This is a genomic window from Paenibacillus cisolokensis (genome assembly GCF_018403665.1).
Classification (GTDB): domain Bacteria; phylum Bacillota; class Bacilli; order Paenibacillales; family Paenibacillaceae; genus Paenibacillus_AH; species Paenibacillus_AH cisolokensis.
In genome coordinates this window covers 15,474-34,874 of sequence record NZ_BOVJ01000158.1, presented here as the reverse complement: position 1 = coordinate 34,874, position 19,401 = coordinate 15,474, and the positions used below count along the sequence as shown (strand labels likewise).

Annotated in this window: 23 protein-coding genes and 3 pseudogenes; 21 read left to right on the top strand and 5 right to left on the bottom strand. The window is 58.2% G+C overall.

The window, feature by feature from the left end; genetic code table 11:
• Positions 1 to 61 precede the first annotated feature (61 nt).
• Complete coding sequence (locus PACILC2_RS20305) at positions 62 to 319, bottom strand: hypothetical protein (protein ID WP_213530464.1); 258 nt, start codon at positions 317 to 319, stop codon at positions 62 to 64.
• Positions 320 to 370: 51 nt separating this feature from the next.
• Positions 371 to 1,277, bottom strand: a pseudogene (locus PACILC2_RS20300) (DUF1385 domain-containing protein).
• A 276-nt stretch (positions 1,278 to 1,553) separates the two neighbouring features.
• On the opposite strand from PACILC2_RS20300, the gene PACILC2_RS20295 reads away from it, so the two are divergent.
• From PACILC2_RS20295 to PACILC2_RS20265, 8 genes and pseudogenes are all read left to right on the top strand, one after another.
• Positions 1,554 to 2,120, top strand: coding sequence for a YqhR family membrane protein (locus tag PACILC2_RS20295; protein ID WP_213530462.1), 567 nt, complete (start codon positions 1,554 to 1,556; stop codon positions 2,118 to 2,120).
• Between the two features lie 161 nt (positions 2,121 to 2,281).
• A complete protein-coding gene (gene aroQ / locus PACILC2_RS20290; protein ID WP_062493327.1) occupies positions 2,282 to 2,719 on the top strand; it encodes a type II 3-dehydroquinate dehydratase in 438 nt (145 codons plus the stop codon).
• Between the two features lie 12 nt (positions 2,720 to 2,731).
• Positions 2,732 to 3,799: a M24 family metallopeptidase gene (locus PACILC2_RS20285; protein ID WP_213530460.1), complete on the top strand. Its 1,068-nt coding sequence runs from the start codon at positions 2,732 to 2,734 to the stop codon at positions 3,797 to 3,799.
• A gap of 24 nt (positions 3,800 to 3,823) precedes the next feature.
• Positions 3,824 to 4,379, top strand: a pseudogene (gene efp, locus PACILC2_RS20280) (elongation factor P).
• Positions 4,380 to 4,610: 231 nt separating this feature from the next.
• A complete protein-coding gene (locus tag PACILC2_RS27340) occupies positions 4,611 to 5,264 on the top strand; it encodes a YhgE/Pip domain-containing protein (protein WP_244863679.1) in 654 nt (217 codons plus the stop codon).
• Positions 5,246 to 5,674, top strand: a complete 429-nt coding sequence (locus tag PACILC2_RS27335; RefSeq protein WP_244863678.1) for a DUF3533 domain-containing protein — start codon at positions 5,246 to 5,248, stop codon at positions 5,672 to 5,674. The genes PACILC2_RS27340 and PACILC2_RS27335 overlap by 19 nt, the downstream gene beginning before the upstream one ends.
• A 66-nt stretch (positions 5,675 to 5,740) precedes the next feature.
• Positions 5,741 to 6,349, top strand: a complete 609-nt coding sequence (locus tag PACILC2_RS20270) for a TetR/AcrR family transcriptional regulator (RefSeq protein ID WP_062493323.1) — start codon at positions 5,741 to 5,743, stop codon at positions 6,347 to 6,349.
• Between the two features lie 82 nt (positions 6,350 to 6,431).
• On the top strand, positions 6,432 to 7,685 hold the full coding sequence (locus PACILC2_RS20265) for an aspartate kinase (protein ID WP_062493322.1): 1,254 nt from the start codon (positions 6,432 to 6,434) through the stop codon (positions 7,683 to 7,685).
• A 122-nt stretch (positions 7,686 to 7,807) separates the two neighbouring features.
• On the opposite strand, the gene PACILC2_RS20260 is transcribed toward PACILC2_RS20265, so the two are convergent.
• From PACILC2_RS20260 to comA, 3 genes and pseudogenes are all read right to left on the bottom strand, one after another.
• A complete protein-coding gene (locus tag PACILC2_RS20260; protein ID WP_062493321.1) occupies positions 7,808 to 8,269 on the bottom strand; it encodes a DUF441 domain-containing protein in 462 nt (153 codons plus the stop codon).
• 101 nt (positions 8,270 to 8,370) lie between these two features.
• A complete protein-coding gene (locus PACILC2_RS20255) occupies positions 8,371 to 9,123 on the bottom strand; it encodes a 2-phosphosulfolactate phosphatase (RefSeq protein ID WP_244863677.1) in 753 nt (250 codons plus the stop codon).
• Positions 9,124 to 9,133: 10 nt separating this feature from the next.
• Positions 9,134 to 9,866 (bottom strand): annotated as a pseudogene (gene comA / locus PACILC2_RS20250) (phosphosulfolactate synthase).
• 289 nt (positions 9,867 to 10,155) lie between these two features.
• Between comA and PACILC2_RS20245 the strand changes: the two are divergent.
• The 13 genes from PACILC2_RS20245 to amaP all read left to right on the top strand — a co-directional run bounded on the left by PACILC2_RS20245 (position 10,156) and on the right by amaP (position 19,398).
• Complete coding sequence (locus PACILC2_RS20245) at positions 10,156 to 10,422, top strand: YqhV family protein (protein WP_062493318.1); 267 nt, start codon at positions 10,156 to 10,158, stop codon at positions 10,420 to 10,422.
• A 95-nt stretch (positions 10,423 to 10,517) separates the two neighbouring features.
• Positions 10,518 to 11,519: a stage III sporulation protein AA gene (gene spoIIIAA, locus PACILC2_RS20240; protein ID WP_062493317.1), complete on the top strand. Its 1,002-nt coding sequence runs from the start codon at positions 10,518 to 10,520 to the stop codon at positions 11,517 to 11,519.
• Positions 11,513 to 12,031, top strand: coding sequence for a stage III sporulation protein SpoIIIAB (gene spoIIIAB, locus PACILC2_RS20235; RefSeq protein WP_062493316.1), 519 nt, complete (start codon positions 11,513 to 11,515; stop codon positions 12,029 to 12,031). The genes spoIIIAA and spoIIIAB overlap by 7 nt, the downstream gene beginning before the upstream one ends.
• 15 nt (positions 12,032 to 12,046) lie before the next feature.
• Positions 12,047 to 12,250 carry a stage III sporulation protein AC gene (gene spoIIIAC / locus PACILC2_RS20230; protein WP_062493315.1) on the top strand — a complete coding sequence of 68 codons (204 nt, stop codon included), beginning with the start codon at positions 12,047 to 12,049 and terminating at the stop codon, positions 12,248 to 12,250.
• A gap of 19 nt (positions 12,251 to 12,269) precedes the next feature.
• Positions 12,270 to 12,665, top strand: coding sequence for a stage III sporulation protein AD (gene spoIIIAD / locus PACILC2_RS20225; RefSeq protein ID WP_213530458.1), 396 nt, complete (start codon positions 12,270 to 12,272; stop codon positions 12,663 to 12,665).
• A gap of 5 nt (positions 12,666 to 12,670) precedes the next feature.
• Positions 12,671 to 13,900: a stage III sporulation protein AE gene (gene spoIIIAE, locus PACILC2_RS20220; RefSeq protein WP_213530456.1), complete on the top strand. Its 1,230-nt coding sequence runs from the start codon at positions 12,671 to 12,673 to the stop codon at positions 13,898 to 13,900.
• Between the two features lie 25 nt (positions 13,901 to 13,925).
• Positions 13,926 to 14,666, top strand: coding sequence for a stage III sporulation protein AF (gene spoIIIAF / locus PACILC2_RS20215; protein ID WP_213530454.1), 741 nt, complete (start codon positions 13,926 to 13,928; stop codon positions 14,664 to 14,666).
• 92 nt (positions 14,667 to 14,758) lie between these two features.
• Positions 14,759 to 15,391, top strand: coding sequence for a stage III sporulation protein AG (gene spoIIIAG / locus PACILC2_RS20210; RefSeq protein ID WP_213530452.1), 633 nt, complete (start codon positions 14,759 to 14,761; stop codon positions 15,389 to 15,391).
• A 57-nt stretch (positions 15,392 to 15,448) separates the two neighbouring features.
• Positions 15,449 to 16,069 (top strand): SpoIIIAH-like family protein, encoded by a 621-nt coding sequence (locus PACILC2_RS20205; RefSeq protein WP_062493311.1) that lies wholly within the window; start codon positions 15,449 to 15,451, stop codon positions 16,067 to 16,069.
• A gap of 238 nt (positions 16,070 to 16,307) precedes the next feature.
• Entirely contained in the window at positions 16,308 to 16,802 is a 495-nt protein-coding gene (gene accB / locus PACILC2_RS20200; RefSeq protein WP_062493310.1) for an acetyl-CoA carboxylase biotin carboxyl carrier protein, read from the top strand.
• A 61-nt stretch (positions 16,803 to 16,863) separates the two neighbouring features.
• A complete protein-coding gene (gene accC / locus PACILC2_RS20195; protein WP_372447186.1) occupies positions 16,864 to 18,231 on the top strand; it encodes an acetyl-CoA carboxylase biotin carboxylase subunit in 1,368 nt (455 codons plus the stop codon).
• A gap of 109 nt (positions 18,232 to 18,340) precedes the next feature.
• Positions 18,341 to 18,751 (top strand): Asp23/Gls24 family envelope stress response protein, encoded by a 411-nt coding sequence (locus PACILC2_RS20190; RefSeq protein ID WP_062493308.1) that lies wholly within the window; start codon positions 18,341 to 18,343, stop codon positions 18,749 to 18,751.
• An 89-nt stretch (positions 18,752 to 18,840) separates the two neighbouring features.
• Positions 18,841 to 19,398 (top strand): alkaline shock response membrane anchor protein AmaP, encoded by a 558-nt coding sequence (amaP, locus tag PACILC2_RS20185; protein ID WP_213530450.1) that lies wholly within the window; start codon positions 18,841 to 18,843, stop codon positions 19,396 to 19,398.
• The last annotated feature ends 3 nt before the right edge of the window (positions 19,399 to 19,401 follow it).

Here is a 19,401-nt window from a genome sequence, read left to right as displayed (position 1 = left end):
TTGCGCTCGATCGCAGGTCAGTGGTATTTGGGCAGATCGTCGTCGTCTTTGCCGCCCTCGATCACTTTGAACGGTATCGGCTTGCGCTCGCGCGCCTTTGCCGGCCTGGCCGGGGGACGCGTCTTCTCGCCGCCGCGGCGTATTTGCGGTGATCCCGCTTTCGGAACCCGGAAGGCGGAAATTTGTACAGCAGAAAAATAGCGCCGAGCACCACAACGGGTATCAGCATCCGTCCCGGGTTTAAGACCAGCATATAGCCTAGGCCAAGCGCAATGAGCACAAGCAGCACGACAAACCACGGTTCCATTCTTCGGCGCATTCTCTCATTCCACCCTTTCGTCCGGCTGCGATCCGCAGCTCTTCTTGCAAGTTATGCCTTTACGTGCGGGGACGTCTGACTGTCAAGCTCCAGCATCCGTTTGAACGAAGCGATCGATACTTTAACCTGGTCGTCGTTCGGCTCCTTCGTCGTCAGTTTTTGCAGCCACAGCCCGGGATATCCGAGGTAGCGCAGCACGGGCACATCGCGCAGGGAATTGGTAAACCGCAGCACCTCGTAAGACAGCCCGATGACGAGCGGCAGCAGCAGAATTCTCAAATAAATACGCTGCCACATGTTTTCCCATTCGAAAAAGGAGTAGACGATTACGCCTACCAGCACCGTGAAGACGAGAAAACTGCTGCCGCAGCGGTAATGAAGCCGGCTGAAACGCTGCACGTTGTCCACGGTCAATTCGGCGCCGGCCTCATACGCGCTGATCACTTTATGCTCCGCGCCGTGATACTGGAACAGCCGCTTGATAATCGGCGTCATCGATATGATATACAAATAAACGAGCAAAAAGACGATTTTGATCGTGCCTTCCAGCAAATTGTGCACAATAATGTTTCGAACCTTTTGCCGAACAGCAGCTCTTCGATCGCCGCGGGGACGACGGTGAAGACGAGCTTGCCGAAAATGAACGAGAGGACGCCGGCAACGGCGACGCCGACGATCATGCTGAGGCTCCAGCCGGATTTGCTTTCCTGTTTCGAAGCCGCGCGTCCTTCCTTGCTTTCTTCTTCGGCATATTCGTCCTCTGCGTACGCTTCCATCGAAAATTCAGATGCTGCGAGCCTTTGGCGCTGGACTCCAAAATGGCCACGATGCCGCGCAATATCGGAATTTTCTTCAGCTTCTGCACCCAGGGCTTGGTGGTTCGGGGGACTTCGTAAAAGACGATTTCGTCATTTTTCCGGCGGACAGCCGTTACGTTGACGTGCTTGCCGGCGAACATGACGCCTTCTATTACAGCTTGTCCGCCGTAGATCGGTTGCGGGTCTTGCGGCAAGTGTTTGTCACCATCCTTGTACCGTTGAACGTCGACAGATTTTATGAATGCTATTCTATTGTACTTGATTGGGCGGCGAAATGCCAACGGTCGGGCGGACTTCACGGATCGCTTTATTCGCCTTCTGCCATCCGGTTTACGAAAATGCGGTTTATCGCATACTAGAAAAAACAAGCGCAAAGATCGAACACAAGCGCGCATCAGCGAGGAGGAATGCGAACGATGAACGAAGGCGGACATCAAGGCGCGCAATCCGCGCCCGAAACGAAAGAGGACCGGCCGGCTGCGGGGGCGAAAGCGTCGGACGCGCAGCAGGGGCATCATACGAATCCGTGGCTATTCGGATTGCTGATCGGGTCGTTTGCCGGACTGATCTGGGGCGCCGTGCGGTGGCTGCTTTATACGTTTCAGTTCACCAAGCTGCCGGGCTTTCTGGCCGAACCGTTCTTCCTTCACGCCTTTTTAGTGAAATGGCAAGGGCATCTCGTCGGGATCGTCTGCTTCATGGTGTTTTCCATCGCGGCGGCATATCTATACGTGCTGCTGTTTCGGCGATTGCGCGGGCCGCTGCCGGGACTCGGTTACGGGGCGTTGTGGTGGGCCATCCTGTTTTGGGCTGTCGGTCCGGCAACCGGGACGATACCGCCGCCGTTCAAGCTCGGCTGGACGACGCTGCTTTCGGAGCTGTGCGTGTTTGTGCTGTGGGGACTGTTTATCGGTTACAGCATCAACTTCGAATTCACGGACGAGGCTTCGCGGGAACCGGAAAAGTCGGGCAGCATGACCTGAATTTCGGCAGGGAGGCGTCCGGCCGCAGGAAACTCTTCTCAACCGATCGCCGATTATGTTAAAATGTCAAAGATCGGCGTATGCGCATCTGCCGTGCCGGTACAAGCGAACCGGCATCCGATGCGCGCCGGACAGGGAGACGGGGAGGAGTGTGGGGCCATATGCGCAGCATTCTGGTTTTGAACGGTCCGAACCTTAATATGCTCGGCATTCGTGAACCTGCCGTCTACGGTACGATGACGCTCGGCGACATCGAGTCGCGGGTTCGGGCGTGCGCTTCCCGGCTCGGCGTAAAGGTGGACTTTGACCAGTCGAACCACGAAGGGGAATTGATCGACCGCATTCATGCGGCCCATGGGTCTTTTGACGGCATTCTGATCAATCCCGGGGCGTTGACCCATTACAGCTACGCGCTGCGGGATGCGATCAGCTCGGTCGGATTGCCGACCGTCGAGGTGCATCTGTCCAATATTCATAAGCGGGAGAGCTTCCGGCACGTTTCGGTTATTGCGCCCGTCGCTATCGGACAGATCGCAGGCTTCGGCGCCATCGGCTACGAGCTCGGGCTGCAGGCGCTCGTCGACCATCTCGAGAGTTGAGGAGGAGTTCCATTGACGAATCGGGTAGACGCACTGCGGGCCAAGCTGGCCGACCAGGGGCTCGAGGCGATGCTTGTGGCAAGCCCGTACAACCGCCGATACATAAGCGGCTTTACGGGATCGGCGGGCATGGTGCTGATCACGACTCAAGACGCCTGGCTGCTGACCGATTTCCGCTATACGGTTCAGGCGAAGGAGCAGGCTTCGGGCTTTGCGGTCGAGGAGACGTCCAGCCCTCTTGACACGGTGCGAAGATTGCTGACGGAGAAAGGCATCCGGAGCGTCGCTTTCGAGCAGGCGCATGTCACCTATGCGGAATATGTGAAATGGGGCCAGGCGCTTGGCGGCATCGAGCTGACGCCAGCGGACAGCATCGTCGAGTCGCTGCGGATGATCAAGGACGAGACGGAGCTGGCCGTCATCCGGAAGGCCGCCAAGCTGGCCGACGATACGTTCGCCTACATACTCGGATTGCTGAAGCCCGGCATGACGGAGAAGGATATCGCGCTGGAGATGGAAGTGTATATGCGCAGCCATGGCGCGACCTCTTCGTCCTTCGATACGATCGTCGCCTCCGGCGAACGGTCTGCCATGCCGCACGGAGTGGCGAGCGACCGGGTCATCCGGGGCGACGAATTCGTCAAACTCGATTTCGGAGCGCTGCTGGACGGCTATTGCTCCGATTTGACGAGGACCGTCGTATTGGGCAAGCCGACGCAGCGGCACCGCGATATCTACAACATCGTGCTTGAGGCGCAGCTGACGGCGCTTGACGGGATTCGTCCCGGCATGACCGGCAAGGAAGCCGACGCCTTGGCCCGCGACGTCATCGCACGCTACGGCTACGGAGACTGTTTCGGCCACAGTCTGGGCCACGGCTTCGGCATGGAAATTCACGAGGCGCCAGGGCTTTCGGCGCGGAGCGATACGATTTTAATTCCCGGCATGACCGTTACGGTGGAGCCCGGCATCTACATCCCCGGCTTCGGCGGGGTGCGGATCGAGGACGACATTGTCATTACGGACAACGGGATTAAAATATTGACCTCATCCCCGAAGGAATTTACCATTCTGGGTTAAGGAACATTATTCAGGAGGTTTTTTGTGATTTCAGTCAACGATTTCAAGACAGGTTTGACCGTTGAAGTGGATGGAGACATTTTCTCGGTAATCGAATTTCAACACGTAAAGCCGGGCAAGGGCGCCGCATTCGTGCGTTCGAAGCTGAAAACCTGCGAAACGGCAACATTGTGGAAAAACGTTCCGCGCCGGCGAAACGATCGGCCGAGCCCATGTCGAGAACCGGGAAGTGCAGTACTTGTACAATTCCGGCTCGGAATATACCTTTATGGACAATGAAACGTACGACCAGTTCACGCTGGACAAAAAGCAGCTGGAATGGGAAATCAATTTCCTGAAAGAAAACATGAACGTCCATATCGCCAGCTATCAGGGCGAAATCATCGGCATTACGCTGCCGAACAGCGTCGAATTGAAAGTCGTGGAAACCGAGCCCGGCATCAAGGGCAACACCGCGACGGGCGCGACCAAAAACGCCAAACTGGAAACCGGTTTGAACGTGCAGGTGCCGCTGTTCATCAATGAAGGCGACGTGCTGCTCATCGATACGCGGGAAGGCAAATATATTTCGCGCGCATAAGCTCCTAATGCCGCTCGGCCTTGATGCCGGGCGGCATTTTTATTAAGCTGCTGAGATATTGACAGCATGGGCCGTCCGCACTAATATTTAAATAAATATTTAATTTAAATAAACATTTAAGGAGTGGAATTGACTTATGCTGAGGGCATTGCGGGCTTTTATGAAAATCGGGCGACCTGGACCGGAATTTTAGCCGCCTTCATGTTCCAGCTTGTTTTCGGTGTTGTATGGATGACCGGATACGATGGCGTAACGGATCGGACGGCCAACCTGAAAGTCGCGGTCGTCAATGAGGATCAGGAAATGGGAAGCCTTGTCGTCGGCAGTCTGGGCCGCAGCTTGCCGTTCGGGATTGTAACGGTCGATCTCCCGGAACAGGCGATGAACATGCTGAATGACCGGGATGTCCAGATGGTGCTCCATATTCCGCCGGATTTCTCGAGCCAGCTGCAAGTTCCGGGCGGGCAAGCGAGCCTGAAATACTGGATCAACGAATCGAATCCGTTCATGATCAAGAGCATCATGCAGAGCGTCGCGTCCCAGGTGACGGCGGCCGTCGACAAGCAGGCGATCGCGGCCGGAGCGGAAGCGATATTGACGCCGATGAACGTTCCGGCGGATCGGGTGAAGGAGATAGCCGCAGCTTTGTCCGAACGGGTCGTCTCCGATATCCGGTTCACGAACCCCGTTCAGGGGATGGCCAATCAGATGCTGCCGATGATGATGGTGCTTGCGTCGTATGTCGGCTCCATGATTATGGCGATGAATATCCAGCAGTCTTCGCAGGCGATCGGTTCCGCGTTCACCGCCTGGCAAAATTCGGCGCGCGCGCCGTTATCAACGTCGTATCCGCCATTGTCATCGCGTTGTTCGCGGCATCGTTGATCATGATGCTGGGCGGTCAGGCAAACAGCGGGTTTATGGCGCTATGGGGCTTTCTGTCGCTCATTCTGATGAGCTTTATGTTTTTCGCCCAGCTGTTCCTGCTGCTGTTCGGGTTCGCCGGCATGCTGTTCAACATTACCGCTTTGTCCGCCCAGCTCGTTTCGTCGGGCGCGATGGTGCCGCGCGAATTGCTCTCCGGCTTTTACCGTCATCTGGGCGACTGGCTGCCCGCTACCTATGCGGTGGAAGGAAGCATGAATCTCCTGTTCGGCGGCTCGTCGCCGGCCGGGCCCGCCTGGCTGCTCGCCGCTTTCGCCGCGGGTTCGCTTGCGCTCGGGGCGGTCATTACCGCTTTGCGCAGCGATACGGGCCGCACCAATGCGCCCGCTGCCGAAACGAAACTTGCATAATGGAGTCCTCAGCACTCATAATAGCGATAGAAACGATCGATGCGCGATCGGAACGGAGGATTGTCGATGTCATCCGATCATGATATGAAGATGCGAATATTGCTGGCGGCCAAGAAGCTGTTTGCCCAGAACGGGTTCGACGGCACATCGGTAAGACAAGTATGTGACGAGGCGGGAGCCAACGTGGCGCTCGTCTCCTACTATTTCGGCGGCAAAGAAAATATGCTGTACGCGGTGTTCCAAACGTTTATTCCGTTTCATTTGCTGCATGAGCTTGAAGATATACTTCAGCATCCGGTCAAAGGTTTGAAACGGTTAATCCGGGAAGTGATTTACGTCCGTATGAACGATCCGGAAATGATCAGAATCATCATGCAGGAAGTTTACAAGAGCACGCCGAGAATTCCGCACATTCAGCAAATGATGCTCCCGGTATGGTTCAAGCTGAAGGAGCTGCTGGTCAAAGGGAAGGAACAGGGCTATTTTCGCTACGATTCCATTGACAACACGCTGTTTTCCGTTATCGGCACCATAATCTTCTTTAAATTTACCGATTATTTCAAGCCGCTGATGTCGGAGCCGCCTTCCCCCTATGAAGAGGTTGTCCGGGACACGACGCGGTTCATATTCAATGCGCTCGGCGCTTCGGAATGGTTGGAAGAAGAGGACTCCTGATGAATCGGCTCTGCCCAAAACGGCTCCGGTATGTTATAATAAAACACTGTATGTATATGCGAAGAGTGGGAGTGAATCAGTTTTGTCCTTGATTGTGATGAAGTTCGGCGGCAGTTCAGTCGGTACGACGGAACGGATGCAGCGCGTTGCGCAGCGGATAGTCGAGAAAAAGACGGCCGGCGACCGGGTCGTCGTCGTCGTGTCCGCCATGGGCGATACGACCGACGATCTGATCGACCAGTCGAAGCTGCTCAACGACAATCCTCCCGCAAGGGAGATGGATATGCTGCTGACGACAGGGGAACAGATCTCGGTTGCTCTGCTGTCGATGACGATACACAAGCTCGGTCATTCGGCTATTTCAATGACGGGCTGGCAGGCGGGCATCCGCACGGATGCGGTGCACGGAAAGGCGAGAATTACCGACATTCGCCCGGACCGCATTCACCGCGCGCTGGATGAAGGCCAAATTGTGATCGTTGCCGGATTCCAGGGTATGACCGAGGACGGCGAAATTACGACGCTCGGACGAGGCGGCTCCGATACGACAGCCGTAGCGCTCGCGGCGGCGATTCAGGCCGACGTGTGCGAAATCTACACCGACGTCGACGGCGTATATTCGACCGACCCGCGCGTTGTCAAATGCGCGCGCAAGCTGAATGAAATTTCTTACGATGAAATGCTGGAGCTGGCGCATCTCGGCGCTGCGGTGCTTCACCCGCGCGCGGTGGAGTATGCCAAGCATTACAACGTGAAGCTTGTCGTCAGATCCAGCTTTACGCAGAACGAAGGGACGAGTGTGAAGGAGGAAGCTGTCATGGAGCAGGGCGTCGTCGTACGGGGCATCGCGTTCGAAAAAAACGTGTCGAGAATCAGCATTATGGGAGTCGAGGATGTTCCGGGCGTTCTGGCCGGCGTGTTCGGCGCGCTTGCGGAAGCAGGGATTGACGTCGATATTATCGTGCAAAGCGGCGTGAAGGACGGCAAGGCCGATTTTTCCTTTACGCTCGGATTGGGCGACCGGGACAAGGCGTTGTCCGTTATCGAAGGAATCCGGAGCAAAGTGCCGTACCGCGAAGTGACCAGCGAGGAAGGGCTCGTCAAAGTATCGATCGTCGGCGCCGGCATGGTCAGCAATCCCGGAGTCGCCGCTTCGATGTTCAAGACGATCTCGAGCCTCGGCGTCAGCATCAAAATGGTCAGCACATCGGAAATCAAGGTGTCTTGCGTCATCGACGCCGAACATCTGAACGACGTCGTGCGGGCGCTGCATACCGCATACGGCCTGGATACGTCGGAGCAGGCGTTCGTCGGCGGTCCGCAAGAGCGCCGCTAACGAAGGACGTTACCGGACGGACCGGACTCATCGTCATCGCATCGTCATCATAATCGGAGAACGGACAGAGCAAAACCTTCCGCCGCACGGACGGTTTTGCTCTTTTTTGCCGCCGCCCCATGCTATATTTTGCCGGCTATGAAGATGAAGACCTTGTACAGCAAGGCGGTAATGCCGGCGGCCATCAGCGGGCCGACCGGAATGCCGCGGAAGAACACGATGCCGATAATGGAACCGATTACGAGTCCGATGATGAGCTGGGGATCGATGCGGAGCATCTCCAGCCCTTTGCCGTTGACATATGTGGCGGCCGCCCCGCCGATCAGCGCGAGCCATCCGGGCCATGACGTGAGCGCCGCCGTCAATTCCTTCATCTGAATACGGCCCGACGCGAACGGCACGAGAACGCTGAAGGTAAGGAACAAGAGACCGAGCTCCAGTCCGCGCCGCTCGATGACCGGCAAGTATCGTTCGAGATGAACGAGCTTGACGGCCAGCAGGACGCAAGCGGCTGTCGATATAATCGGCGAACGGCCGACGAGGCCGATAATGATCAAGCCCACCAATATGATTTCACCGCTCATGAGCAAGCTCCAATCCGTCGTCGGGAATTGCCGCTTCCGCCGCATGCTGCAAGCCGGAAGGGGGCTTTAGTCCATTGTATGGACCAAGCCCCCGGTTTATGTCATCCCCGTCCGCCCGCAAGTGCGCCGCTCTCCGTCCGCCATGGCACTGTCCGGCAGATGTCGACGCGCGCGCACGCCTCCACATCCGCTTCCATGCCGAGCTGCGCGAGTTTGCGGCCGCCGGAGCTCCGCCTCAGCGCATCCGTCAGGGTATGCGAACGTTCGCGGTACAGCGCCAGCATCGCGCTGCCGAAATCGTCCAGTTCCAGCTTCCCGGATGTCAATTGCCGCATCCGATCCGCGATCGCCCCGGCGCATAATCCATCTTCCAGCGCGAATTGGCCGCGGGAGCCGGCACACAGAATGACGATATCGCGCCCGCCGGCCAGCGCGCTGCGCGCACAGGCGAGAGCGTTCAGGAACGAGCCCGCGAGCAAGCCGTCCGCGTTCGCCGCCAGACGTATCGCCCGCGTCCCGTTCGTTGTCGTCAGCACGATGCGCCGTCCGGAGACGATTTCCGGCGCATAGTCGGAAGGCGAGTTGCCGCAATCAAAGCCCGGAACCGCGCGTCCGTCCCGCTCTCCTCCCAGAATATCTCCCGGTCGCCGCAGCGCCGCCGCTTCGTCGGCCGTCAATGCCGGAACGACTTCGTCCGCTCCGTTCGCAAGCGCCGTCACAATCGTGCTGGTCGCCCGCAGCGCATCGATGACGATGGCCGTCCGCCCGGCGAAGCGCCCGGCTTCCGCATCCTCCAGCGTCGCGATCACGTCCACCCGCATGTTACGTTCGTACCCGCCTTCCCCGTCCGGCATGCCGGAGGCTTCATATCATATAGACGATCGGCTCCGGCCGCATTCCGAACTCGAACGTATCGGAGCGCAGACCGCGCCGCATCGTCTCCACGGACAGCGCTTCGGCAGGCGGAATGTTGCCCAGATGGACGGCGGGGCCGAACCGCTTCAGCAGCAGCGCCTGCTGGCTTTTGAGCGGGGCTTCCCACATCAACCTTCCGGTATCGGATACGGTACGGGCGATCGTATCGAGCAGTTCCTCGCGGCAGTTCCCGTTTTCATCGAATAGCCCGACGCCGATTCCCGACTCCCTCGCTTCCACCGTAATGAGAGCGGCCCCGGCTGCCCAGTCCGCATCGGCCGTAGCCGCCAGACCGTCGGGATCGATCCGCGCCCCGTTCGTTTTTTGCCGTATTCGGTCAGAACGGTCAGCCCGTTCGCGATACCTTCCCGGATCAAATCCGTCCGGAGCGACCGGCTCACTTCGATCGTTCCGTCCGACACCTCGACTCCGTTGAACCCGAAGCGGCAGATCGCTCGAAAAATTCGCTTACTTCGCCTTGATTTACCGCCGCTTCCAGCAGCGTCCCTCCGGGCGTCACGACAATCCCGCGGGCTGTGGCCAGAGCGATTTTCTCGGTCAGCAGATCGTCCGGGTACAGGGCCGAAGTGCCGAAGCCAAGCTTGATAATATCGACATACGGGCCTGCCAACTCCAGAAAATCGACAAAGGCGCTGCGTCCCAGCCCTTTATCGATAATCATCGTTTGCCCGGTTTCGGCGAAGCGGACATTCGTTGTCTTGCGTTGCGCCGGCCAGATATTCGCTTGGCTTCGTCTACCGCTTGGATCTCGCAGTTCGGACGGCCATATTTCCGTTTGGGTTGTTCCCATCGGTCTGATCTCCTCGCTTCTGTTATGCTGATCATATTTCAGACGTCAAGTCTGCTTGCAATATATGCAGCCGCATCCGGGCAGGTGCCCGGCCTAAATGCAGACAGGCTTGCATACATATGAATCAATCCTATCCCGCTGAAGGAGGTGAGACGGCCGGATGGTCAACAAAATTGTGATGAGCATGGCGATGCTGCGCGTGTTCTCGGGCTCGATCGAAATATGCGCGGCGCTGCTTATGATCCGGCTGAACCAGGTGGACAAGGCGCTCGCCGTCAATTCGTCGCTGGCGCTGGTCGGCCCGCTTATTCTGATTTCGACGACGACCATCGGACTCGTCGGCCTGTCCGACAAGCTGTCGCTGGACCGATTCGTCTGGGTCGTTGCCGGCGTTGCCTGTTTGTTGATCGGAATTTTAAAAAAATAAATCTATGAACCTTCCGGATTGCAGTCGGCCGTCATATTTTAGCCGGACAGGCATAGACATGTATCGATCAGATCTAACCCCGGGAGGTACCAACCATGCTCGAACGCGTGACGCATCTCTTGCCGCCGGAAATGGCCGCCGTGCTGGGACGGCTGCCGGACGGCGTGAAGGATCGGCTGGAGGAAATCCGGGTGCGCGAAGGACGTCCGCTGGAGATCGGTTTTGGCGGCGAATCCCGGTTTGCGGGCGAAGACGGCTCGCTGCGGCATACACCGGAGCAGGCTTACCGTCCTTCGTCCGAGTTGTGCCGAAAAATGTTGGAGCGGATGACGAATCATTCGCTATACGCGATGGAAGAAGAGCTGCGCAGAGGCTACATTACCGTTTCGGGCGGGCACCGCATCGGCCTGTGCGGGCGCACCGTGCTGGAACGCGGCGCCGTTCGGGGCATTCGCGATATCGGCGGATTCAATATCCGGATCGCCCGCGAAGTGGTCGGGGCGGCGGACGGGCTGCTGCCGCAGCTGGCCGACCGGACGCGGGGCACGATCGTCTCGACGCTCGTGTTGGCCCCGCCGCAGCAAGGGAAGACGACGCTGATCCGGGATTTGGCCCGCTCGATCAGCTACGGGCTGTATGCAGGATCGGGAGGGATGCGCCGGGAAGGCCGCAAGGTGGCGATCGTCGACGAACGATCGGAAATCGCGGCATGCGTCCGGGGAGTACCGACATTCGATGTCGGCCCGCGCACCGACGTCATGGACGCTTGCCCCAAAGCCGAGGGCATGATGATGATGCTCCGATCGATGTCGCCCGACGTTCTCGTAGTGGACGAGATCGGGCATGCCGAAGATGCTGCGGCGCTGCGGGAGGCGGTTCACGCCGGCGTCAGCGTCATCGCCACGGCGCATGCGCGCGACCTGCAGGATGCGCGCGACCGGCCGGCCTTGCGCGAATTGATCGAGGAAGGCGCGTTCGCCGCTTTCATCGAGCTGCGCCGCACGGCGGAAGGATTCCGCTCCCGCGTTCTTCGTCCCGGACCGGGAGCGCTTGCCCGGGAACCGACGGCGCTGCAACCGGAGCGGCCGTTATGCTGAAGTTGATCGGCGCAGCGCTCATTCTGTTCGCCGGCACGATGATCGGCTTTCAGCAGGCCGCGCGCCTGGCGGCGCGGCCCCGTCATATCCGGACCTTGCTTCATACGCTGCAGCGTCTCGAGACGGAAATCGGTTACGGCTACACACCGCTGCCGGAAGCGCTGGAGCGTGCGGCCGAGCATACGCCGGAACCGCTGGCCGCCATGCTGAAGGAGGCGGCGAAGCGGCTCGATGACGCGGACGGTCCCTCTTTCCGCGAAAGCTGGAGCCGGGCAATCGAAGGACACTGGGCCAACTCTGCCATGCGAAGCCCCGAGAAGGCGGCCCTGATTCGGCTCGGATCCTCGCTCGGCATCAGCGACAGAGAAGACCAGGTCAAACATCTGCGGCTGGCCATGCAGCAGCTTAAAGCGGAAGAGGATGCGGCAAGGGACGATCAGGAGCGTTACGAAAAGCTGTGTAAAAGTCTCGGCGTATTAGTCGCAGCGCTGATCGTCATATTGATCGTTTAGTGGGGTGCCGCAAAGATGAATATGGATGTCAGCGCCATCTTCCAAATCGCCGGTATCGGCATCATTGTCGCGATGATCCATACGGTGCTCAAGCAAATGGGCAAGGAAGATATGGCGCATTGGGTAACCGTCATCGGATTTGTCGTCGTATTGTTTATGGTTGTCCGGCTGTTGAACGAGCTGTTTCAGGAAATCAAGACGATCTTCCTGTTTCAGTAGCGGCAGTAGGTGAGCGGATATGGAAATCATTCAGATCGTCGGATTCGGTCTGATCGCGACGGTGCTCATTCTCGTCGTGAAAGAGCAGAAGCCGATGTTCGCGTTTCTGCTGGCGACGTTTGCCGGCCTGGTTATCTTTCTGTTTCTGCTTGGCAAAATCGAGGCGATCATTGCCGTTCTGGAGGAACTGGCGAACCGCACCGGCATCCCGTCCATCTACTTGAAGACGATTCTGAAAATTATCGGCATTGCCTATATTGCCGAATTCGGCGCACAGATCGTAAGGGACGCGGGGCAGGAAAGTATCGCCTCCAGAATCGAATTTGCCGGCAAAGTGCTCATTCTCGTCATGGCCGTACCGATTATCAGCGTTGTGGTCGATACGGTCATCGGACTGCTGCCGGCAGGGGGTTGAACGTTATGAGGCTGCTGTCCGCATGCCGCATTACCGCGATCACGCTGCTGCTTTTGTCAGGCTGCGCTTTCGCCGCAGCGGTAGAAGCATCCGCATCCGAAGAAGCCGCCGCACCCACCGGGAATGAGAATGCGGCCTCCCTGCCCGGCCGGCTGGCGGACGAGCAATTGCGGGACGTCGATACGGAAGCGGTGGAGCGCTACTGGAATCGGCTGAAGGAGGAATACCGCGACTTCTTCCCGGACCGCCGGCTGCCCGGATTCGCCGAAATGGTCGTGCCGGGAGGAGAGGGACTGAATCTGTCGACAGTGCTGAACGGCCTGCTGCGGTTTTTGCTTCAAGAGGTGCTGTACAACGGCAAGCTGCTTGTGACGATCGTTCTGCTGACCGTATTCAGCATGCTGCTGGAAACGCTGCAAAGCGCCTTCGAACGCAATGCGGTCAGCAAGGTGGCGTATGCGATCGCCTATATGGTGCTGATCGTGCTGGCGGTCAACAGCTTTCATGTCGCCATCGGGTACGCCAAGGATGCAATCGGCGGAATGGTTCAGTTCATGCTGGCGATGGTGCCGCTCTTGCTCACGCTGCTCGCTTCCATGGGAAGCATCGTGACGGTGTCCATCCTTCATCCGCTCATCATTTTCATGATTCATGCGGTCGGCACGCTGATTTACAGCTTCGTCTTTCCTTTGCTGTTTTTCTCGGCCGTACTGCATATCGCCAGCGCTTTGTCGGAACGGTTCAAAGTCACCCAGCTGGCCAACCTGCTGCGCCGGATTGCAGTCGGCGTCATGGGCGTCATGCTGACCGTCTTTCTCGGCGTCATCTCGATCCAGGGCGCGACGGGCTCGGTCACGGACGGCGTCACGATGCGGACGGCCAAGTTCGTCTCAAGCAACTTCGTTCCGGTCGTCGGCAAAATGTTCTCGGATGCGGCGGATACCGTGCTGTCCGCTTCGCTGCTCGTCAAAAACGCCGTCGGTATCGCGGGCGTCGTCATCCTGCTGTTTCTGTGCGCGTTCCCGGCGCTGAAAATATTGACGCTGGCGTTAATTTACAACATCGCCGCCGCCGTCATGCAGCCGCTCGGCACAAGTCCGATCATTGCATGCCTGCAGACGATTGGCAAGTCGATGATTTATATATTCGCGGCACTTGCGGCCGTTAGCCTGATGTTTTTTCTGGCGGTCACGATCATATTGACGGCGGGCAACGCGGCCGTCATGGTCAGATAGCGGCCCCGCGCAAGGAGGGGATCGGATGCTCGAATGGCTTGGCGGATGGCTCAAGGAAATCGTCGCCATCATTTTGCTGGCGGCTTTCATCGATCTGCTGCTGCCGAACAAGGCGATGCAGCGCTACGTGCGGCTCGTCGTCGGCCTGATCATCCTGCTCGCGCTGCTGTCTCCGCTGCTGCGGCTCATACAGGGCGATATCGGCAGCCGTCTGGCCGCCGGTGTCCGCATCTGGAACGAGTCCGATGCCGAAAGCGACGTGCGGATGCCGTCGCTCGATGCGATCCGGGAAGATGCCGGAAGGCTGCGGACCGGGCGGGAGCTGCAGGCCGCTTCCCTGACGGAGGAACGGCTGGCCGAAGCGATGAAGGCGGAAATTGTCCGCCGTACCGGAGCGCCGGTCGCGGAAGTGAGCGTCCGGTTGGAAAAGGAAGAGGTGAGAGACGATGTCCCGAACGCCATCGCGTCCGTAACGGTCACCTTGCAAGGGGAACGGGCGCCGGAAGCCGGAGCGGCCGGCGACGAGATCGGGCCGGTCGAGGAGATCGCCCCCGTCATCGTCGATGTCGATGTGGAATCCGAAGAGAAGGTGTCCGGAAGCCCGGACGGCTCTGACCCGCTCGAAGCCGAACCGGAATCGGAAGCGGCCTGGGCGCCGGCCGGACCGGCGGCGGCGAAATCGATTCGCAGCGTGCTGGAGTCCGGCTGGGGGGTCCTTCCGGATCAGGTGTACGTGCGGGTGCCGTCAGACTCCGGGGCTCGCTGATCCTGCGGGCGAAAGGCGGCGGCAAGTCGGCGATTCGGCAAGTCGGAACCGCGCCGAAACGTCCGCTAATTCAAGGTGGGGGAGGGATGAAGGTGGCCAAATGGCTGGAAGGGCTGGAAGCGCTGGTGGGCGGCGGTCCGGGCGGCCCGAAACGGGTCCGGACGTTTCGCTGGCTGCTCGTCATCGGCGGCATCGGCGCGGCGCTCATGCTTCTGAGCTCGTTCCTGAATGTCAAGCAGGTGGAACCGGTGGCGGATCAGCCCCCTTCGGCCTCCGGCGACGAAGCGGCATGGGCTGCGCGGAACGATGTCGAGACGCCGTTCGAAGCGATCGAGCGCCCGCTGGAAAATCGGATCAAGGAGATTCTGGAGAAAATCGTCGGGGTCGGAACGGTCGATGTGCTCGTCACGATCGATTCCACGGAGGAAGTGGTTTACGAAAAAAATGAAAATTTTTCGCAGCAGGTCACGGACGAAAACGACAAAAACGGGGGGCGCCGCCACATCACTTCGGTAACCCGGGACGGCCAGGTCGTCATTTACGAGGAATCCGGCGATCAGCAGCCGGTCGTGACGAAGAAGATCAAGCCGAAAATCCGGGGCATTCTGATCGTCGCCAGAGGAGCCGAAGATGCCACGGTACGCAGACTGATTCTGGATGCGGTGCAGAAAGGCATCCGCGTCCCGGTCAACAGCATTTCGGTCGTACCGAGAAAACAGCAGTGAGTTCGCAGAAACGGTTTTCGATATCGCCAAGGCAAAATGAAATGGGAGGGTGTTCAAATGAATTCGAAAAAGCAAACGGTCTGGCTTGTGTCGATGTTAAGCTTGATGGTCGTGCTGTCGGCGTATTATTTGTTTACGGAGGACGTCAAAACGCCTGATCTGCTGACGGACAATACGCAAACCGGGCAAAACGGCGACGCTGCCGAAGCCGGCGGCATTGTCGTCGACGAGGTCGGACGCGAGGGCGCCGCAGAGGACACCGGTACGGACGGGCTGAGCGATGCGGACCGGGAAGTGCTGGAGCGGCTTGACGCGCAGGGGATGATCGCAGGCAGCGTATTCGACGATATGCAGTACAAGCGGGAGCAAAACTTTATAACCCAATATGATAAACTGATGGCGACGATCAACGATTCGAAATCGAGCGACGACGAAGCGGCCGCCAAAGCGGCCGAAGAGCTTAACGAGCTCGAGGACAAATACGCGAAAATAACCGACATCGAAACGAACTTGCAGCAGCAGTACAATATGGCGGTCGTGACCGAAGAGAATGATCGTTACAAAGTCGTCGTGCAAAGCGAAAATCTGGACCGAAGCCAGGCAGTCGGCATCGTGGAGCTTGTCATGAACGAAATGGATGTCGAGCCGCACCAGATCACCGTGCAATATGTGCCCTAACCGCATCGCAGCTGCCGCTTGCGCGGCTTTCGACCTCTGCCCGGTCTTGCGCCGGGCAGAGTTTTTTTTGCAGCCGCACCCGACAGCTTTTCCAAAAATGATTCGTGTTCTTCCCGGATTATGATATAATACATTCGTTATGCTGCGGTATGCCTGAATATTTGGCCCGCGCAAATCGGGGCCGGACCGCTTACCCTGCTGTTTTGCTTTGGATTATGGTAAGGAGTGAAGCTGCTCTATGTTCAAATTGAGTGAAATTAAAGAGTTGATAAAGCTGCTCGACCAAACCTCCGTTCAGGAGCTGGAAATTGAAAATGACGGCGCTCGCCTGCTCATCCGCAAGCCCGGCAAGACCGAGGTGGTGAACGTGCATACGCCGCAAATCGCGCCCGCTTACGCGGTTCCGGCGGCTCCTCAGGCCGCGCCGAGCGCGCCGGCAGCGCAGCCGGAACCGGCGAAGCCGGCCGATGCCGGCACCGGTTCCGACGCCGGACTGCACCGCATCGTTTCGCCGATGGTCGGCACGTTTTATCGCGCGCCGTCTCCGGACGCTCCGCCTTTCGTCAATGTCGGGGACCGCGTGACGGAGAAGACGGTCGTATGCATCCTCGAAGCGATGAAACTGATGAACGAGCTGGAAGCCGAAGTGCGCGGCGAAATCGTCGAGATTCTGGTAGAGAACGGACAGCTGGTAGAGTTCGGGCAACCTTTGTTCCTGGTTAAGCCCGAGTGACCGTCCGCCTTGCGGCGCGATTAACCCAGTTGAAAGGAGCTCCGACGTTGAAATTTCAAAAATATTGATCGCCAACCGCGGGGAGATTGCAGTTCGCATCATTCGCGCCTGCCGCGAAATGGGCATCGCGACGGTGGCCGTCTATTCCGAAGCCGATCGCGAGTCGCTGCACGTCAGGCTTGCGGATGAAGCGTATTGCATCGGACCGACGGCATCGAAGGACAGTTACTTGAATTTGACCAACATTATGAGCGTCGCGACGCTGACCGGCTGCGACGCCATTCATCCCGGCTACGGCTTTTTGGCGGAGAACGCCGATTTTGCGGAAATTTGCGAGTCCTGCAATATCGCCTTTATCGGCCCTTCGCCGGAAGCGATCAGCAAGATGGGGGACAAGTCGGTTGCCAAGCAAACGATGAAAGAGGCCGACGTTCCGGTCATTCCGGGTTCCGACGGGCTTGTGGAAGACGTCGACGAAGCGGTTCGCATCGCCCGCGAGATCGGCTATCCGGTTATTATAAAGGCGACGGCCGGCGGCGGAGGCAAAGGCATCCGCATCGTCGAGAACGAGGAAGAGCTTATTCAGCAAATGACGGCCGCCCGGCAGGAAGCGGAGAAAGCTTTCGGCAACGCCGGGATTTATCTGGAGAAATATTTGACGGGCATGAAGCATGTGGAAGTGCAAATTATGGCGGACAAGCACGGCAACGTCGTCCATCTGTTCGAGCGGGATTGCTCGATTCAGCGCCGGCGCCAGAAGCTTGTGGAGGAAGCGCCTTGCCCCGTTATGACTGACAAGCTGCGCGAGCGCATGGGGCAGGCTGCCGTCAGAGCCGCCAGAGCCGTCAATTATTCCGGGGCAGGAACGCTCGAGTTTTTGCTCGGTCCGGACGGAAACTTTTATTTCATGGAGATGAATACGCGCATTCAGGTCGAGCATCCGGTTACGGAAATGATTACGAACGTCGACCTGATCCGCGAGATGATCGCCGTCGCCGAAGGGCGCCCGCTGTCGTTCCGGCAGGAGGACATTGCCATTAACGGCTGGTCGATCGAATGCCGGATCAATGCGGAAGACCCGGACCGGAATTTCATGCCTTCCGCGGGCCAGATCCAGTTTTATTTGCCGCCTGGCGGGCCGGGAGTCCGGGTCGACAGCGGCGCTTATCCGGGATATGTCATTTCGCCGCATTACGATTCGATGATCGCCAAGCTGATCGTATGGGGGCCGACCCGCGAGGAAGCGATCGCCCGCATGAAACGGGCCTTGGGAGAGTTTGCCGTCGACGGCATCCGGACGACGATCCCTTTCCATATGAAGCTGATGAATCATCCGAAGTTCAGGGAAGGGCGCTTCGATATCAAGTTTCTCGAAGAGCACGATCTCGACGAGCTGCCGGACGAAGGCGAAATCGTTCCGGATCGGTAAGCGCCGTTTGTCATATTTCTCACCAAATGTTATAGTATAAAAATAAGAAGCGGAAAAGCCCTGGCCGCGGGCCGGGGCAAAATCGCGACTAGTGGGAGGTGTTTGCGAAGTGAGCACGATTTTAGCGGCGGATTACGAGAAAACGGACATCGGCAGCATTCAGATCGCCCCCGAAGTTATTGCGGTTATTGCAGGTTTAGCGACGATTGAAGTGGAAGGCGTTGCCGGGATGAGCGGAGGTCTGGCCGGCGGCATCGCGGAATTGCTCGGACGGAAAAATCTGTCCAAAGGGGTCAAAGTTGAAGTCGGTCAGCGCGAAGCGGCGGTAGACGTTTCCATTATCGTGGAATACGGGCAGCGGATACCGGAAATCGCTGCGGACATCCAGCGGAATGTCAAGCGCTCCATCGAGACGATGACCGGACTGAATGTCGTGGAAGTGAACGTACATATTCATGATGTTCATTTTAAGCCAGCTGACAAGCCGGAAGAAGAAGATTCCGCCCAACGGGTGAAATAACGATAGCATTCGCAAGTTCCCCCTCGTGATGGGCATGCCGCTCGGCGCAAGGGGGATTTTTATTCTGTTTGCCAGAGGAGGAGACGAGGGTGGCCCAAATCTTGGACAGGCTCCTGCTTTTTTTATTCAGTTTGGTTGTCGGCATGTTGGCTGCCGTACTGTTTGCCGCCGGAATCGGCTGGATTCCTGAAGCGGTCTCGGAACGTTTCGTCGATCAGTTGTACACGCGCGGATGGCTGCAGCTGACCGTCGTAATCGCCGCCGCAGTAACTTTTATTGTAAGCTTCCGGCTGTTCTACGTATCGCTGCGCCGGAGCGGACCGACCGCTTCCTCGATCGACCAGCGGACCGAATACGGCGATATTCGCATTTCGCTCGAAACGGTGGAGAATATCGCGCTCAAAGCTGCCGCCCGGCATCGGGGCGTTAAAGATCTGAAAGCCCGCATCCGCTTTAACGAAGCGGGACTCGATATCGTGCTGCGGGCGGTCGTGGACGGCGAAACCCCGATTCCGGTGTTGACGGAAGATATGCAGAAAGCCGTTAAGGAGCATGTGGAAGAGGTGACCGGAATTCCGGTAGCCGGCGTCGGTGTCTTCGTGGCGAACGTCATCCAGTCGGGCGCGTTCAAAAGTCGCGTAGAATAGAGG

What these genes read in the sequence shown, in the direction of transcription:
- PACILC2_RS20305 (WP_213530464.1), bottom strand. Translation starts at nt 319, where the DNA reads ATGCGCCGAAGAATGGAACCGTGGTTTGTCGTGCTGCTTGTGCTCATT.
- PACILC2_RS20295 (WP_213530462.1), top strand. Translation starts at nt 1,554, where the DNA reads ATGAACGAAGGCGGACATCAAGGCGCGCAATCCGCGCCCGAAACGAAA.
- aroQ (WP_062493327.1), top strand. Translation starts at nt 2,282, where the DNA reads ATGCGCAGCATTCTGGTTTTGAACGGTCCGAACCTTAATATGCTCGGC.
- PACILC2_RS27340 (WP_244863679.1), top strand. Translation starts at nt 4,611, where the DNA reads ATGACCGGATACGATGGCGTAACGGATCGGACGGCCAACCTGAAAGTC.
- PACILC2_RS20270 (WP_062493323.1), top strand. Translation starts at nt 5,741, where the DNA reads ATGTCATCCGATCATGATATGAAGATGCGAATATTGCTGGCGGCCAAG.
- PACILC2_RS20260 (WP_062493321.1), bottom strand. Translation starts at nt 8,269, where the DNA reads ATGAGCGGTGAAATCATATTGGTGGGCTTGATCATTATCGGCCTCGTC.
- PACILC2_RS20255 (WP_244863677.1), bottom strand. Translation starts at nt 9,123, where the DNA reads ATGCCGGACGGGGAAGGCGGGTACGAACGTAACATGCGGGTGGACGTG.
- PACILC2_RS20245 (WP_062493318.1), top strand. Translation starts at nt 10,156, where the DNA reads ATGGTCAACAAAATTGTGATGAGCATGGCGATGCTGCGCGTGTTCTCG.
- spoIIIAA (WP_062493317.1), top strand. Translation starts at nt 10,518, where the DNA reads ATGCTCGAACGCGTGACGCATCTCTTGCCGCCGGAAATGGCCGCCGTG.
- spoIIIAB (WP_062493316.1), top strand. Translation starts at nt 11,513, where the DNA reads ATGCTGAAGTTGATCGGCGCAGCGCTCATTCTGTTCGCCGGCACGATG.
- spoIIIAC (WP_062493315.1), top strand. Translation starts at nt 12,047, where the DNA reads ATGAATATGGATGTCAGCGCCATCTTCCAAATCGCCGGTATCGGCATC.
- spoIIIAD (WP_213530458.1), top strand. Translation starts at nt 12,270, where the DNA reads ATGGAAATCATTCAGATCGTCGGATTCGGTCTGATCGCGACGGTGCTC.
- spoIIIAE (WP_213530456.1), top strand. Translation starts at nt 12,671, where the DNA reads ATGAGGCTGCTGTCCGCATGCCGCATTACCGCGATCACGCTGCTGCTT.
- spoIIIAF (WP_213530454.1), top strand. Translation starts at nt 13,926, where the DNA reads ATGCTCGAATGGCTTGGCGGATGGCTCAAGGAAATCGTCGCCATCATT.
- PACILC2_RS20205 (WP_062493311.1), top strand. Translation starts at nt 15,449, where the DNA reads ATGAATTCGAAAAAGCAAACGGTCTGGCTTGTGTCGATGTTAAGCTTG.
- accB (WP_062493310.1), top strand. Translation starts at nt 16,308, where the DNA reads ATGTTCAAATTGAGTGAAATTAAAGAGTTGATAAAGCTGCTCGACCAA.